This is a genomic window from Paenibacillus rubinfantis, assembly GCF_001486505.1.
Classification (GTDB): Bacteria; Bacillota; Bacilli; order Paenibacillales; family Paenibacillaceae; genus Fontibacillus; species Fontibacillus rubinfantis.
Genome location: NZ_LN909066.1, coordinates 186,907 through 201,454, shown reverse-complemented (window position 1 = coordinate 201,454; position 14,548 = coordinate 186,907). Strand labels below are relative to the sequence as shown.

General features: G+C 52.2%; 13 protein-coding genes. All 13 read left to right on the top strand.

Annotation, left to right across the window (positions count from 1 at the left end):
• Nucleotides 1-24: 24 nt before the first annotated feature.
• Nucleotides 25-891, top strand: coding sequence for a 4-hydroxy-tetrahydrodipicolinate synthase (dapA, locus tag BN3277_RS18460; RefSeq protein ID WP_187380105.1), 867 nt, complete (start codon nt 25-27; stop codon nt 889-891).
• Nucleotides 892-1,358: 467 nt separating this feature from the next.
• Nucleotides 1,359-3,038 (top strand): ribonuclease J, encoded by a 1,680-nt coding sequence (locus BN3277_RS18455; protein ID WP_059045248.1) that lies wholly within the window; start codon nt 1,359-1,361, stop codon nt 3,036-3,038.
• Nucleotides 3,039-3,265: 227 nt separating this feature from the next.
• Nucleotides 3,266-4,015 (top strand): ClpP family protease, encoded by a 750-nt coding sequence (locus BN3277_RS18450; RefSeq protein WP_059045246.1) that lies wholly within the window; start codon nt 3,266-3,268, stop codon nt 4,013-4,015.
• Nucleotides 4,012-4,236: a YlzJ-like family protein gene (locus BN3277_RS18445; RefSeq protein WP_059045244.1), complete on the top strand. Its 225-nt coding sequence runs from the start codon at nt 4,012-4,014 to the stop codon at nt 4,234-4,236. Before BN3277_RS18450 ends, BN3277_RS18445 begins: the two co-directional genes overlap by 4 nt.
• Nucleotides 4,237-4,316: 80 nt before the next feature.
• Nucleotides 4,317-7,004: an FtsK/SpoIIIE family DNA translocase gene (locus BN3277_RS18440; RefSeq protein WP_059045242.1), complete on the top strand. Its 2,688-nt coding sequence runs from the start codon at nt 4,317-4,319 to the stop codon at nt 7,002-7,004.
• A 140-nt stretch (nt 7,005-7,144) separates the two neighbouring features.
• Entirely contained in the window at nt 7,145-7,999 is an 855-nt protein-coding gene (gene sleB / locus BN3277_RS18435; protein ID WP_059045239.1) for a spore cortex-lytic enzyme, read from the top strand.
• Between the two features lie 102 nt (nt 8,000-8,101).
• Nucleotides 8,102-9,382: an EF-P 5-aminopentanol modification-associated protein YfmF gene (gene yfmF / locus BN3277_RS18430; RefSeq protein ID WP_059045237.1), complete on the top strand. Its 1,281-nt coding sequence runs from the start codon at nt 8,102-8,104 to the stop codon at nt 9,380-9,382.
• Nucleotides 9,383-9,386: 4 nt separating this feature from the next.
• On the top strand, nt 9,387-10,667 hold the full coding sequence (yfmH, locus tag BN3277_RS18425; RefSeq protein WP_059045235.1) for an EF-P 5-aminopentanol modification-associated protein YfmH: 1,281 nt from the start codon (nt 9,387-9,389) through the stop codon (nt 10,665-10,667).
• Nucleotides 10,668-11,435: an elongation factor P 5-aminopentanone reductase gene (gene ymfI, locus BN3277_RS18420; protein ID WP_392396639.1), complete on the top strand. Its 768-nt coding sequence runs from the start codon at nt 10,668-10,670 to the stop codon at nt 11,433-11,435. It abuts the gene before it with no gap.
• Nucleotides 11,436-11,556: 121 nt separating this feature from the next.
• Entirely contained in the window at nt 11,557-11,811 is a 255-nt protein-coding gene (locus BN3277_RS18415; RefSeq protein WP_059045233.1) for a DUF3243 domain-containing protein, read from the top strand.
• 213 nt (nt 11,812-12,024) lie between these two features.
• Entirely contained in the window at nt 12,025-12,792 is a 768-nt protein-coding gene (locus BN3277_RS18410; protein ID WP_059045231.1) for a DUF3388 domain-containing protein, read from the top strand.
• 41 nt (nt 12,793-12,833) lie between these two features.
• On the top strand, nt 12,834-13,850 hold the full coding sequence (locus BN3277_RS18405) for a helix-turn-helix domain-containing protein (protein ID WP_059045229.1): 1,017 nt from the start codon (nt 12,834-12,836) through the stop codon (nt 13,848-13,850).
• A 185-nt stretch (nt 13,851-14,035) separates the two neighbouring features.
• On the top strand, nt 14,036-14,527 hold the full coding sequence (locus BN3277_RS18400) for a YajQ family cyclic di-GMP-binding protein (protein ID WP_059045228.1): 492 nt from the start codon (nt 14,036-14,038) through the stop codon (nt 14,525-14,527).
• Nucleotides 14,528-14,548 lie beyond the last annotated feature (21 nt).

The following is a 14,548-nucleotide window of genomic DNA, read 5'->3' as shown; positions in this document are numbered from 1 at the left end:
CGGGAGACGGAAGGAGGAAATGGCGTGATTGATTTCGGAAGAATGATTACAGCCATGGTAACGCCTTTTAATAATCAAGGGAAAATTGACTGGGACCAAACCGCAAGCCTGATCGACTATTTGGTGGAGGAACAGCAGTCCGACAGCTTGGTCGTGAGCGGAACGACGGGGGAATCCCCTACGCTAACGGATGAAGAGAAGCTTGAATTATTTGCCTTTGCGGTGAAGCATGCGGCAGGCCGCTGCAAAATCATCGCCGGCACGGGCAGCAACGATACCGCTCATTCCGTGAATTTGACGCGCGAGGCCGAGAAATGCGGCGTTGACGGAATCTTGCTGGTCGCCCCATACTACAACAAGCCGAATCAGGAAGGCCTTTTCCGCCATTTTGAAGCGATCGCAGCTGTCACGAGCCTGCCGATTATATTGTATAACGTACCCAGCCGTACGGTTGTCAGCCTGAGCGTTGAAACAACGCTGCGGTTGGCGCAGATTCCGAATGTCGTTGCAACAAAAGAATGCGCGCCGTTGGACCAGATCGCTATGATCGTGGCCCAGGCGCCGGAACATTTCAAAGTTTACTCGGGAGACGACGCTTCGGCGCTGCCGGCGATGGCGGTTGGGGCTTACGGCGTGATCAGTGTTGCCAGCCATCTCGCAGGCCGCTCGATTAAAGAGATGGTGGTGCAGTTCTTTGACCGCGGAAATGTTAACGAAGCAAGTCGGCTGCATCGCGAGCTCCTGCCGTTATTTAAGGTGTTGTTCGAATGCCCAAATCCGGTCGCAGTGAAGTACGCGTTAAATGAAACTGGCCACTCTGTTGGTTCGGTACGACTGCCGCTCGTGCCGCCAAACGAACAGGAGGCTCAACGGATCCGCAACTTCCTCTAGTTGCTGCCCGGCTGATTTATCCAACCAGATATGTGCTGTATTTCCAGAAACCGATGCCTGATTCGCAGGCATCGGTTTTTTTGTCATGGTGCAAGGTAACGTTAAACGTAGGTAAAAGCGCTGACTTGTTTTTTGCCAATTTAATCATGTATAATGAGTTCAAGTGACTGGGTGCGGTGAATTTTTAATTAAATGGCTCGTTCAAGAAGTTGGCTTACATCAGTAATCGAATGCGAAGTTCGTTATGTCAATTCGCTTTGAGCTGGATGGAGCTGAGAAGCTTACCTTAACTTGATTGAACTACCATTTTACGATGATGACTTTGAGAAACGGCTAGACCGTCTGAATCTAGGCGGTTGTTTGTTCCTGCAATTTACGAGCTTTGGAATTCAAAATGCAGCGGCCGGAGCCATTTCCATAGGAATTTTCAATACGACGTCCAAAATAATTAGGAGGGTTAGATTCACTTGTCTAAAAAAATGAATAATGAAAAATTGACGATTTTCGCATTGGGCGGCGTCGCAGAGATTGGGAAGAACATGTATGTCGTTCAATATGCCAATGATATCGTGGTCATCGATTCCGGCCTTAAGTTTCCGGAGGAGGACATGCTTGGCATCGACATCGTCATTCCCGATATTACTTACTTGACGGAGAACCGCGATAAAGTAAGAGGCATCGTGCTGACGCACGGGCATGAAGACCATATCGGCGGTTTGCCTTATGTGCTGAAGAATTTGAACGTTCCGGTTTACGGGACAAAACTCACCTTAGGGCTTGTCGAGAACAAGCTGAAGGAAGCGGGACTGCTCGGCGAAACGAAACGCGTCCTGATTAACGCGGATTCTGTGATCGAGCTGGGTACAACGATGAAAGCTTCGTTCTTCCGGACGAATCATAGTATTCCGGATTCGGTTGGCGTATGCATCGAAACTCCGGAAGGCAATGTGGTTCATACCGGCGACTTCAAATTTGATCATACCCCAGTCAATGATCAATATGCGGATTTGCACCGGATGGGCGAAATCGGGAAAAACGGCGTTTTGGCACTTTTATCGGATAGCACCAACGCGGAGAGACCCGGCTTTACGCCTTCGGAGAAGAACGTGGGCATCGTGCTCAGCGATATTTTCCATAAAGCGAAACAGCGCGTTGTTGTGGCAACCTTTGCCTCCAACGTACACCGGATCCAACAGGTGATCGATGCAGCGTACGCAACAGACCGGAAGCTGACCATTATTGGGCGCAGCATGGTAAACGTTGTGACGATTGCCGAAGAGCTCGGTTATTTGAACGTACCGGACGGGATTATCATCGAGCCGGAAGAAGTTAACAAAATGGCCGCGGACCGCGTTGTCATTTTGTGCACGGGCAGCCAAGGAGAACCGATGTCCGCTCTGACGCGGATGGCCCGCTCGACACACCGTAAGGTGGATATCCTGCCTGGGGATACGGTTATCATTGCAGCAACACCGGTTCCAGGCAACGAAAAATACGTGGGTCGGACGATCGACGAATTATTCCGCCTCGGGGCCGAAGTAATTTACAGCGGATCGAATTCCGGCGTACACGTATCGGGTCACGGCAGCCAAGAAGAGCTGAAGCTCATGCTGAACCTGATGCGGCCGAAATATTTCATTCCGATCCACGGGGAATACCGCATGCTGCGGAAGCACGCGTTGCTTGGTGAATCGGTAGGCGTGGAGCCGGATAACATTTTTCTCGTGGACATCGGGGATACCATCGAGATCCAGAACGGCGTTGCTCGGAAAGCCGGGAAAGTGCCTGCCGGCAATGTGCTGATTGACGGACTTGGCGTAGGCGATGTCGGCAATATCGTATTGCGCGACCGCAAGCTGTTGTCGCAAGACGGGATTTTGGTTGTTGTCGTAACGCTGAGCAAGCAAGACGGAACGATTGTTTCCGGTCCGGATATTATCTCCCGCGGCTTCGTTTATGTTCGCGAATCGGAAGGTCTCCTGGATGAAGCGAACCGAATTGTCTCCAGTACGCTGGAGAAGCTGATGAGCGAGAACGTCAACGAGTGGGCATCACTGAAAACAAACGTCAAGGATGCGCTCGGCCGTTTCTTGTATGAGCAAACGCGTCGCAGACCGATGATTTTGCCGATCATTATGGAAGTTTAAGATTAATTTGCACACACACAGTCGCCTCTTCTCCTGCCGGTAATTTGGACGGTTTCCAGCAGGAGAAGAGGCTTTTTTGTGTCCGCAGGTTGCCTGATTTCTCATTCATCTGATTGGAGATTCTCTATGGTTTGGGTATAGACTGAAGAAGGTTGTCGGCATACTAAGGGCTGCGTAGTGAAACGAGACTCCGTCGAATATGCCGACATCGAAAGGAAGACGAAACCATGAATAAAGATCTAAGCAAATCGACCGTACGCAGTGAATCTGAGCTGCCGCCAAACGAACCGGAGAAGAAAGAGGCCACGGTACCGGAGATGATTCAGCAGCTGGGGCAAACGGCAGTGCCCACTCCGGGGGAATCCAATGTCTATTGCCTGACGATCATCGGTCAGATTGAAGGCCATTTGGTGCTGCCGCCGCAAAACAAAACGACGAAATACGAGCATTTAATTCCCCAACTTGTAGCCGCTGAACAGAATCCGCGGATCGAAGGACTGTTAATTATATTAAATACCGTGGGCGGCGATGTAGAGGCAGGCCTTGCCATCGCGGAGATGATTGCTTCCCTGTCCAAGCCAACCGTCACGGTCGTGATCGGCGGGGGGCATAGCATCGGGGTACCGATCGCCGTGGCGTCTGATTATTCCTTGATTGCCGAAAGCGCGACGATGACGATCCATCCGATTCGCATGACCGGACTTGTGATCGGAGTGCCTCAGACGTTTGAGTATATTGAGAAAATGCAGGAGCGGGTTGTTCGCTTCGTCACTACGCACTCACGGATCTCGGAGGAGATGTTCAAGGAGCTGATGTTCAAGACCGGGGAGTTAAATCGCGATATCGGTACGGCAGTTGGCGGCAGCGATGCCGTGAAGCATGGGTTGATCGATGCCATCGGCGGGATTGGCGAAGGGTTAACCCAGCTCAATTCGTTGATTGAATCGCGAAGACAAGCAGGAGGGATCACGCAATGACGCATTACACGATACTGCCTGAGGAAGCTTATTGGGAAAATGCGGAGAATCAGGAGGCTTACGGTGAGATTGAACTAAACGGCGTGCTGATGCAAGTGCGGATGGAGTCCGGCAACCGAGCGACGATCGTACGGCTGCTGCGCTGTCAGCTTGAGGATTATTTAAACCCGGATTTGGCGCCCGGACGACAAATCGCTTTTTTTCCAACTTTATTCAAATGAGATAAATGCCGTCTTCGGTATCTTCTCTAGGTCCCCCCTTGGTGATTATGGTATAATATTCATCTAGGGGGTGTTTTCGTTTGCCACGGAAACGGAAGAAGAAGAAAGCTGCCCTTGGCAGCATGCTCAAATACGAAATATACGGAATCATCCTGATTACCTTATCCATTATTGCCTTGTCCGGGGAGGCTGCCGTAGGAAGAACGTTATCGAAAATGGCCGCTTTGATTCTCGGCAAATTTTATTTTGTGATCCCTGTCATCGGCATTTACATAGGACTAGCTGTGATGATCCATCGGAAATGGCCAAATCGCTGGAACGCGCGCCGCAGCGGCGTGCTGCTGGCCGTATTAGCGCTGACGCTGATGAGTACGATATCCGCGATGCAGCATAAACTCGCGCCCGCTGTGCCATTGTCCGCAGGTAACGTGCTCGGCCAGATTCATCGCGATCTGCAAGGCGCGCTCTTTCAGCCGGCAGTGAGCGACGCCGGGATGAGCTTGCTGGGGCTGGACATTAGCGGGGGGTATGTCGGGGCTCTGGAATTCGCCTTCCTGTACTCTTTGTTTGGAATGGCTGGGGCTAAGCTGATCATGATTGTGCTGTTGGCCATCAGCTTTATGCTGGTAACCGGATTATCCTACGTTGATCTATTTCGGATGCTGCGTTCCAGACTGGCGGTGTTGGGCGAGAGTCTAGGGAAAAAAATGCGCATGCTGCGCCCAATACCGGTGCGCGGCAAAGCTAAACGGGCAGAAAAACCAGCCCCTGCGATTACCACTTACGATGAACCGGAGGAAGAGGGTTACGATATCGATGGCGAGCCGTTACCGGCCTCGGCATCGGCCCGTAAGAAACCGGTGTTCTTCCAGCTATTGAACTTTAAAGGAAGACCGGATGAGCCTCAGGCCGCAGAAGATCCGATCCCGCAGGAAGAGGAGGCGAGCGGCGTAGCCGCTGAACCAACTCCTGAAGCGGGAATCAACTGGAATGCCGTGAATTATATCGGCAAGGAAGAAGGCGCGGAGCCAAGCGGGAACGAGGATCATCGAGGCAACGATACCGGCCCGATTATCCGCGATTTCTTCGACCATATTCAGCGGGAAAGCCTGCATCAGGATGAGGATGGGGAAGAGGGCGAACTTGGATCTCCCGGCTTTCATGGCGATGGGTTTCCAGAGGGAACAAATTACGAGGTTTCTGATGCTGCATTAGCCGGCTTCCCGGATGGGGATAACGCCGGAGTAGAAGGCGGTGAGCCTGGAAATGGGGAGCCTTCGGCAGGAACGATAGAGGGGAATGGCGAGGAACTTCCTCCGCCACCTCCGCCGAAACCGGCTCCTAAGCCGTACAAGCTGCCTTCGTTCCGGCTTCTGTCCAAACCAGCTGGCGCGGGCAAATCCGGCGACCAAGCTGACTACATGCAAACCGCCCGCAAGCTGGAGGCAACGCTCGAGAGCTTTGGCGTGCGGGCCCGGGTCCTGGAGGTTGTGCGTGGCCCGGCGGTAACCCGCTACGAAATTCAACCGGATATCGGCGTAAAGGTCAGCCGAATCGTCAATCTGACGGACGACATCGCCTTGGCGCTGGCGGCGAAGGATATTCGGATGGAAGCCCCAATCCCGGGGAAATCCGCGATCGGCATCGAGGTGCCAAACAACGAGGTCTCGCTGGTCACGATGCGCGAAGTGATGGAGACGCCGACGTTCATGGATGCAGAGTCCAAGCTGAGCATCGCATTCGGGCGAGATATCTCCGGCCAGACGATCGTCGGCAACCTGTCGAAGATGCCTCACTTGCTGGTGGCCGGGGCGACGGGCTCCGGGAAGTCGGTGTGCATTAACGGCATCATTACCAGCATCCTGTTCAAGGCCAAACCGGATGAAGTCAAATTTATGATGGTCGACCCCAAAATGGTCGAATTGAATGTCTATAACGGAATACCGCATCTGTTAACCCCGGTTGTAACCGATCCACGGCGTGCTTCGCTGGCGCTCAAGAAAATCGTCGTAGAGATGGAGAAACGGTATGAACTGTTCTCCAAATCGGGAGCGCGGAACATTGAAGGTTATAATCACATGATGGCGGAGAATCCGGATGCGATCTTGCCGTACATTGTAGTTATCGTGGACGAGTTGGCCGACCTGATGATGGTTGCGGCCAGCGACGTCGAGGATGCGATTGCGCGGCTCGCGCAGATGGCTCGTGCCGCAGGCATCCACTTGATCATCGCCACGCAGCGGCCGTCGGTCGATGTTATTACCGGGGTGATCAAGGCCAACATCCCGTCTCGGATCGCATTTGGCGTATCGTCCCAGGTCGATTCTCGGACGATCCTCGATATGGCGGGCGCCGAGAAGCTGCTGGGCCGGGGGGACATGCTCTACATGCCGATGGGCGCTTCCAAGCCGATGCGGGTACAGGGGGCATTTATGAGCGACCAAGAGGTCGAGGCCATCGTCAGTTATGTGCGCGGACAAGGACAAGCCGAATACGATGAGAGCTTGGTTCCCGAGGTGGATGACGAAGTGCAGGAGACGGAAGAGGTGCTGGACGAGCTATACGACCAGGCTGTCCAAATCGTACTGGAGGCGAAGCAGGCCTCCGTCTCGCTGCTCCAGCGTCGCATGCGCGTCGGGTATACCCGAGCTGCACGCTTGATCGATTCCATGGAAGCGCGTGGGATCGTTGGGCCGTATGAAGGCAGTAAGCCGCGGGAAGTGCTTATGTCGATTGAGCAATACAAGATGGGAAGGATCTCTTCCTGATCTACGGATCGGGGGAGTCCTTCCCTTTCTTTTTAGAAGTGGCTCGGAACTTAGGGTGCATAGGAAGGGACAGCGCTTGTCATACTAAAGTCACCCATCCATGTTGAACAACTTCTAAAAAGAGAGGTAGAGCTAAACGTATGAAGAAAGCAAAGATCTGGTTTGCCTCCGGTTTAGTGCTGCTTTTGTTCGGAATCGGATATGGAGCGAACACGCTCCGGCATACGCTTGACGAAGGCAAAGTCAATACCTATAAAGCGCAGCCCGCATTTAGTGAGCAGGTGATCGATTACGGAGCATACGGCAAGGACGTGTATGAATTGCAGGGCCGTCTGGCTTATCTGGGTTTTTATCACGGCAAGTTGGACAGTTCATTTGGCCCCAAGACGCGGGATGCTCTTAAGTGGTTCCAGTCGGAGTTTGGGATGGAGGTAGACGGCTTAGCCGGCCCCAAAACGAAACTAAAGCTTTATAACGCTACGAAAAATTGGAAACCGGGCATGGAGAATGCGAATGCCGGCGGGAATACGAAACCGCAAACCGGGACGACCAATAAAACCGGAAGTGGTGGCGGAACTGGCGGCGGCGATAAAGTCAAAGCGGAAGCTACGGATCTGTCCGCCTCCAACGCTATGGGGCTATCGGAGAACGATTTGCGCATCATGGCGAATGCCGTTTACGGGGAATCGCGCGGCGAACCGTTTGAAGGTCAGGTTGCTGTCGCGGCGGTCATCTTGAACCGGGTTAAATCCCCGAGCTTCCCAAACACCGTCTCCGGCGTCATTTTTCAACCCGGAGCCTTTACGGCCGTTGCGGATGGACAAATCTGGCTAGAGCCCAACGAGCAAGCACGCAAAGCTGTGCAGCAGGCGTTAAACGGTTGGGACCCTACAGGGGGCTGCATCTACTATTTCAACCCGAGAACGGCAACGTCGAAATGGATTTGGTCACGTCCGCAGGTGAAGACGATCGGGGAGCATATATTCTGTATGTAAATAGCTGATTTTATCAAGGAGCAGCCGCTTGTTCGTCAGGTTGCTTCTTTCCTTTGAATTGGTATAGAATGGAACTGACTTTCTTGTAAAGGAGTTTTGGTTTTGAACAAAACGCGATTTGAGCGCGGCTCCGTAGGCCATATTCGGCTGCACGTCCTGCCGACCAACCGATTCAAAACTTTTGCGATATCTCTCTATGCGGGCTTGCCGCTGCAAGAGCAAACGGTAACCGCAACGGCCCTGACTCCCTTCGTGCTGCGCCGGGGTACGGAATCCTACCCTGAAACTACGCAGTTCCGCGAGCAGCTGGAGCATATGTACGGGGCAGGCTTTGGCTTTGATGTATATAAAAGAGGCAACTATCAGATGGTTCAGTTCCGTATGGATACCATCAACGATTCCTTCGTGAAGAGCAACGAATCGCTACTGGGACAAAGCTTCGCCTTTCTCGGTGAAGTCGTAACCAAACCGGCGAAGGAAAACGGCGTTTTCCGTACGGCCTACGTCAATTCCGAACGGGAGTCCGTTCGCAAGAAGCTGGAAGGGATCATCAACGATAAAATCCGATATGCCGCTGAGCGCTGTACGGAGGAGATGTTTAAAGACGATCCGTATCGCCTGCACCCGCTGGGGGAACGGAGCGAACTGGATGAAATTACGCCTGAAGCTTTGTACGCCTCCTATCAAAGCTGGTTGCAGCAAGCCCACCTGGACTTGTATGTGGTAGGCGATACGACCTTGGCCGAGGTGGAAGAGCTGGTTGCCAAGCATTTTAGCCTCAATCGATCAACTTCGCCGGATTATGAGCCGGAACAGGTTCAAATTCGGGGCGGCGAGGTCCGTACGGTTAAGGAAGCCCTTGATGTCAATCAAGGCAAGTTGAATTTAGGCCTCCGCACACCGATCACCTACGGCGATGACCGTTATGCTTCGTTGCTGCTGTACAACGGCATTCTCGGCAGCTACCCGCATTCCAAGCTGTTTATCAATGTTCGGGAAAAAGAAAGCTTGGCTTATTACGCCGCCTCCCGTTACGACGGCCATAAAGGCATTGTGGGCATTCAGTCGGGTATCGAAATCGCCAATTACGAGAAGGCCCTTCGCATTATCGAAGCGCAGCTGGCCAGCATGCGCGCCGGGGAAATCAGCGAGCTGGAGATGTCCCAGACCAAAGCGATGATCCGCAACAGCCTGTTGGAGATGCAGGACTCCGCCTTTGAGATGATCGCGTATGATTTCAACCGCGTCTTGTCCGGCAAAGACCGGCCGGCGGAAGAACTGCTCCGCCAAGTGGAGCAGGTTCAACCGCAGGACGTCGTCGCCGCCGCGGAAACCGTCCAGCTCGATACGATATACTTTTTGACAGGCCAGAAGGAGGGGTAGGCGGATGGAAACGATACGTTACGACGCTTTGCAGGAAACGCTGTATCGCGAAACGATGGAGAACGGTCTCCAGGTTTACGTACTGCCCAAACCGGGCTTCCAGAAAACGTACGCCACGTTCTCGACCAAATACGGCTCGATCGATAACCATTTCCGGGTCGAAGGGCAGGAGGACATTTCGGTTCCGGACGGCATCGCCCATTTTTTAGAGCATAAAATGTTCGAGGAACCGCAGGGGGATATTTTTGCCACCTTTGCTTCCCAAGGTGCTTCCGCTAATGCATTTACCAGCTTCGACCAGACGGTTTATCTGTTTTCCGCTACGGAGAACATTCCGGCTAACCTGGAGACGCTGGTTAATTTCGTGCAGCATCCTTACTTTACCGACCAGAACGTTGAGAAGGAAAAAGGAATTATCGGCCAAGAGATCGGGATGTACCGGGATAATCCGGATTGGCGGGTGTATTTCGGTCTGATTGAAGCGATGTACAAAGTACATCCTGTCCACATCGACATCGCTGGTACGGTGGAGTCGATCGGAACGATTACGAAAGAGACGTTGTATACGTGCTACAACGCTTTTTATCATCCGAGCAACATGCTGCTGTTCGTCGTTGGCGGCGTTGATCCGGAGGAAGTATTTAAGCTGGTCCGGGATAATCAAGCCAAAAAGGACTATAAACCGCAAGGCACGATCGATCGTTTGTTTGAGACAGAGCCGCAAGAGGTTTCCGAGAAACGGCGGGAATCGCGTTTGCCGGTATCCCAGCCGAAATGCTTGTTTGGTTTTAAAGAGACGCGGTTGGGTTTCACCGGGGAGGAGCTCTTGCGCCGAGATCTCGCCACGAAGCTGGCACTCGATCTGCTGTTTGGTGCCAGCACCAAGCTGTACCAAAAGCTCTATGACCTGGATCTGATCTCCGACAGCTTTGGTCATGAATACAACAGCAACCCGAATTACGCGTTTTCGGCGATTGGCGGGGACACGAAGGATCCGGATCGGATGTTGGCTGTGATCAAGGAAGAAACTGAAGCGCTGCTCGCTTCCGGTTTCCGTCAGGAAGATTTCGAACGGGCGCGCAAGAAGAAAATCGGCGGGTATTTGCGCATGCTGAACTCGCCGGAGAACATCGCCCACGAGTTCACTCGATATAATTTCCGCGGCGGCGACCTGTTTGCGGTGCTTCCGATTTATGAGTCACTGACTTTGGAGGACATCAATGCTCGGCTGCGTGAACATATCGATTGGGAACAGCTGGCCGTATCGATTGTGGTGAGCCCGTAAATGGCAATGGATCATGGGATAGGTAAAAATATCGCGGACATGACCGTACTCATTACCGGAGCAAGCCGGGGGATCGGCGCCGAGGTGGCGCTGCGGTTTGCTTCGGTCGGCATGAACGTGGTGATTCATTATATGAACTCTCACGAGGCGGCGAACGAGGTTGCACGCAAGTGTCTGGATCTTGGGGCTAAGGCTTACACAGTCTCAGCGGATCTGCGCAGCAAGGAGCAAATCCTGCGAATGAAAGAAAGGCTGGAGAATTACGGCCTGTATCCCGACATCCTGGTGAATAATGCCGGGATTTCGCATTATGCCATGCTGTCCGATGTGACCGAAGCGGAATGGGACGACGTCATGAACGTCAATTTAAAAAGCGTGTTTCTCTGCAGCCAATTATTTATGCCGTATATGATCAGTCAGCGCTTTGGCCGGATTATTAACGTTTCCTCCGTTTGGGGGATTTCGGGGGGATCCTGCGAGGCGGTCTATTCGGCAGCCAAAGGTGGAGTTAACGCGTTTACCAAAGCGCTGGCCAAAGAACTGGCTCCTTCGGGCGTTACCGTCAATGCGGTCGCTCCGGGTGCGGTCAAGACGGATATGATGGGGCATTTTGATGCGGAGGAGCTCCGCCAGCTGGAGGAGGATATTCCAGCGGGGCGGCTGGGTTCGCCGCAGGAGATTTCGTCGCTTGTTTACTTTTTGGCGCTGCCGGAGTCGGGTTACATCACGGGACAAATCATCAGCCCCAACGGCGGCTGGATTACCTGATCGCGCCTTCTTTCACAGGTTTTACCGCCTGCACTGGGGTGCCGCTCACGCATAAAACCCACGGGATTTTCGCATATTACGACTGTTGATTTTAAATCGCCAAGCGAAGGAGGATTTAATCATGTCAACGGTACTCAAAAATTTTGATACATGGAAGAAATTCCTGGGTGAACGTGTCGAGCATGCGGAAAAAGCCGGCTTCAGCGAAGAGGCGATTGCCAACTTAGCTTACGAAATCGGCGGTTTTCTGGACGACAAGGTCGATCCGCAAAACGAATCCAACCGCACCCTCAAAGAAATTTGGGATGTCGGGACCGAGGATGAGCGGAAAACCATTGCTCGTTTGATGGTGAAGTTGGCCAAGAAAAACGCATAGTTTGGCACTTGAAAAGCTCCCGTTCCGGGAGCTTTTCCCCCATTTTCTCCACTCGCTTGCCTTTCATTTTTTTTTTATATATCATAAAACACATATGAACATGTAATTTTCAGTATTGGTAAGAAATGTTTTTGTAAAATGTTTTTGCAAAATAGCAGGAATTAAGACCTATTTTGTCGAATGGTGCATGAGGATATGGAGAAGGTGTCTGGGATGGAAGAGAAACAATGGTACTTAGAGTACAAAATACATAAGAATCGCCCGGGACTTTTAGGGGATATCGCTTCGATGTTAGGGATGTTGGAGATCAATATTCTAACGATCAACGGTGTTGAAGGTAAGACTCGGGGACTACTGTTGGAAACCGATGATGACGGCAAAATCGATCAGGTCAGCCAGCTGCTGAACAAGGTGGACAGCATTACGGTGACCGCCTTGCGCAATCCGCGGCTTGTCGATTTGCTGGCGGTCCGCCATGGGCGCTATATCGACCGGGATTCCGATGATCGCAAGACGTTCCGGTTTACCCGGGATGAGCTGGGGATCCTGGTTGATTTTCTCGGTGAGGTGTTTAAGCGGGAAGGCCATCAAGTCATTGGTTTGAGGGGAATGCCGCGCGTAGGCAAGACAGAGTCGATTATCGCGGGCAGCGTCTGTGCGATGAAACGATGGACGTTTGTGTCTTCGACCCTTTTGCGGCAAACGGTGCGAAGCCAATTGTCGGAGAACGAGATGGATCCTCACAATGTGTTTATTATCGACGGTATCATCAGTACGCTTCGTTCCAATGAGAAGCATCATCAGCTCTTGCAGGAGCTGATGTCCATGCCTTCAACCAAAGTCATCGAACATCCGGACGTGTTCGTCAAAGAGTCCGAATACAGTTATGACAATTTTGACATTATTATAGAATTGCGTAACAATCCGGAGGAGCAAATCGTTTACGATACGTTCACGACAATTTATACGGACGATCTATAATGATTTGCCGCATAATTCAATCATAGCAGGAGGTGATGGTCGTGTCGGATTTGGGCCAGCAGTTAAGGGAAGCCCGCCTTGCCAGAGGTTTGTCGCTGGATGATGTACAGGAAATGACGAAGATTCGCAAACGATATTTGGAAGCCATCGAAATGGGGGATTATAAAGTCCTGCCAGGGAGCTTCTATGTTCGGGCTTTTATCAAAACGTATGCGGAAACCGTTGGCTTGGACGCGGATGAACTGCTTGCCGAACATCGGCAAAACGTACCTTCTTCAGCTCCGGAACCTACGATGGAACCGGTGATTCAAAAACGCCGCAGCCGACAGCATAACGAACGTAACTCGAAATGGTTGTCCACGACGTTGATGTGGTCGTTTGCAGTATTGATTCTGATTGTCATCTATATGTATTTCTCGGTCTGGGGGAACAATAACGATCAAGCTGAAGGCAATAAGGAGCCGGATCCTACGCCGGTAACGCAGGGTACCGACAAAAACGGCAGCAATACAGGGAACTCCACCAACGGGGATGCCGTTGGCGGGAACAAAGGCGCCGGGAACGGAACGGATGGTGTGACGGACCCTGGTACGAATAATGGCACCAACACCAATACAGGGAATACGGGGAACACGGGCAACGAAACCCCTGATAACACCGGTAATCAGCCGATTGCCGTCGTTCAGGACGGAACGGAAGGGAATGTCACAAAGTATAAAATCCAGAATCCGGGAACGCAGCCGGTACAAGTGGTCATTACGGCTAGCGGGAGAAGCTGGGTAGAAGTACGCAAAGGCGATAAGAACGGCGAGAAGTTATACTTTGGAAATACGGCAGATGGCGATGTACTATCCTATGACATCGTTTCAGAAGGGCTGTACATTATCTCAGGGAACTCTGCGCAAACCGCGATTACGGTAGCGGAGCAGCCGATCGAAGACGGCAAAACCACCTCCCGATTCTTCCTGAGCTTGGACGATGGAACGGGCGGAGGCACGGGGAATACCGGGACGGAAGGTGCCGGGACCAACAACGAAACAACGACAGACGGCGAATAAGCGAAGATGGCGGGAAGCCGATCGCTTATTCGCTTCATTAACAGCGCGGTTGGGACCGATTCGGTCAAACGGCGCTTTTTTGGTTGCTGTTAAGGGTGGATGTGGCGGGGATGCTCGACTTTGCGAATTTTTTTACATATAATTTATTTATGAAAAGATTGGAAACCGAGAAAGGAATGTGACTTATGGCTTCGGAAAATTCTTTCGACATCGTTTCAAAAATGGACATGCAGGAATTAACCAACGCAATCGATCAGACGGAACGGGAAATCGCGAACCGCTTTGATTTCAAAGGGAGCAAGAGTGAGCTCAAACTGGAGAAAGACGTGCTGGTGATCGTTTCGGACGACGATTACAAGCTGGGCGCGGTCATCGACATTCTGCAATCGAAGATGATCAAACGCGGATTGCCGATCAAAAACCTCGATTACGGCAAGGTGGAACCTGCCTCGCTGGGCACAGTGCGGCAACGGATTAACCTGAAGCAGGGGATCGACCAGGAAAATGCCAAGAAAATCAACATCCTGATCCGCGATTCCAAGCTGAAAGTCAAAAGCCAAATCCAAGGCGACCAAATTCGCGTCACCGGCAAAAGCAGGGACGATTTGCAGGAGATCATGCAGATGCTGCGCAAAGCCGATTTGACGGTGGATTTGCAGTTCACCAACTTCAAATAGAACGGGAAAGGTCTCCGGCGG

Coding starts and splice junctions, on each gene's coding strand:
- BN3277_RS18450 (WP_059045246.1), top strand. CDS start 3,266: ATGAATAAAGATCTAAGCAAATCGACCGTACGCAGTGAATCTGAGCTG.
- BN3277_RS18445 (WP_059045244.1), top strand. CDS start 4,012: ATGACGCATTACACGATACTGCCTGAGGAAGCTTATTGGGAAAATGCG.
- sleB (WP_059045239.1), top strand. CDS start 7,145: ATGAAGAAAGCAAAGATCTGGTTTGCCTCCGGTTTAGTGCTGCTTTTG.
- yfmH (WP_059045235.1), top strand. CDS start 9,387: ATGGAAACGATACGTTACGACGCTTTGCAGGAAACGCTGTATCGCGAA.
- ymfI (WP_392396639.1), top strand. CDS start 10,668: ATGGCAATGGATCATGGGATAGGTAAAAATATCGCGGACATGACCGTA.
- BN3277_RS18415 (WP_059045233.1), top strand. CDS start 11,557: ATGTCAACGGTACTCAAAAATTTTGATACATGGAAGAAATTCCTGGGT.
- BN3277_RS18410 (WP_059045231.1), top strand. CDS start 12,025: ATGGAAGAGAAACAATGGTACTTAGAGTACAAAATACATAAGAATCGC.
- BN3277_RS18400 (WP_059045228.1), top strand. CDS start 14,036: ATGGCTTCGGAAAATTCTTTCGACATCGTTTCAAAAATGGACATGCAG.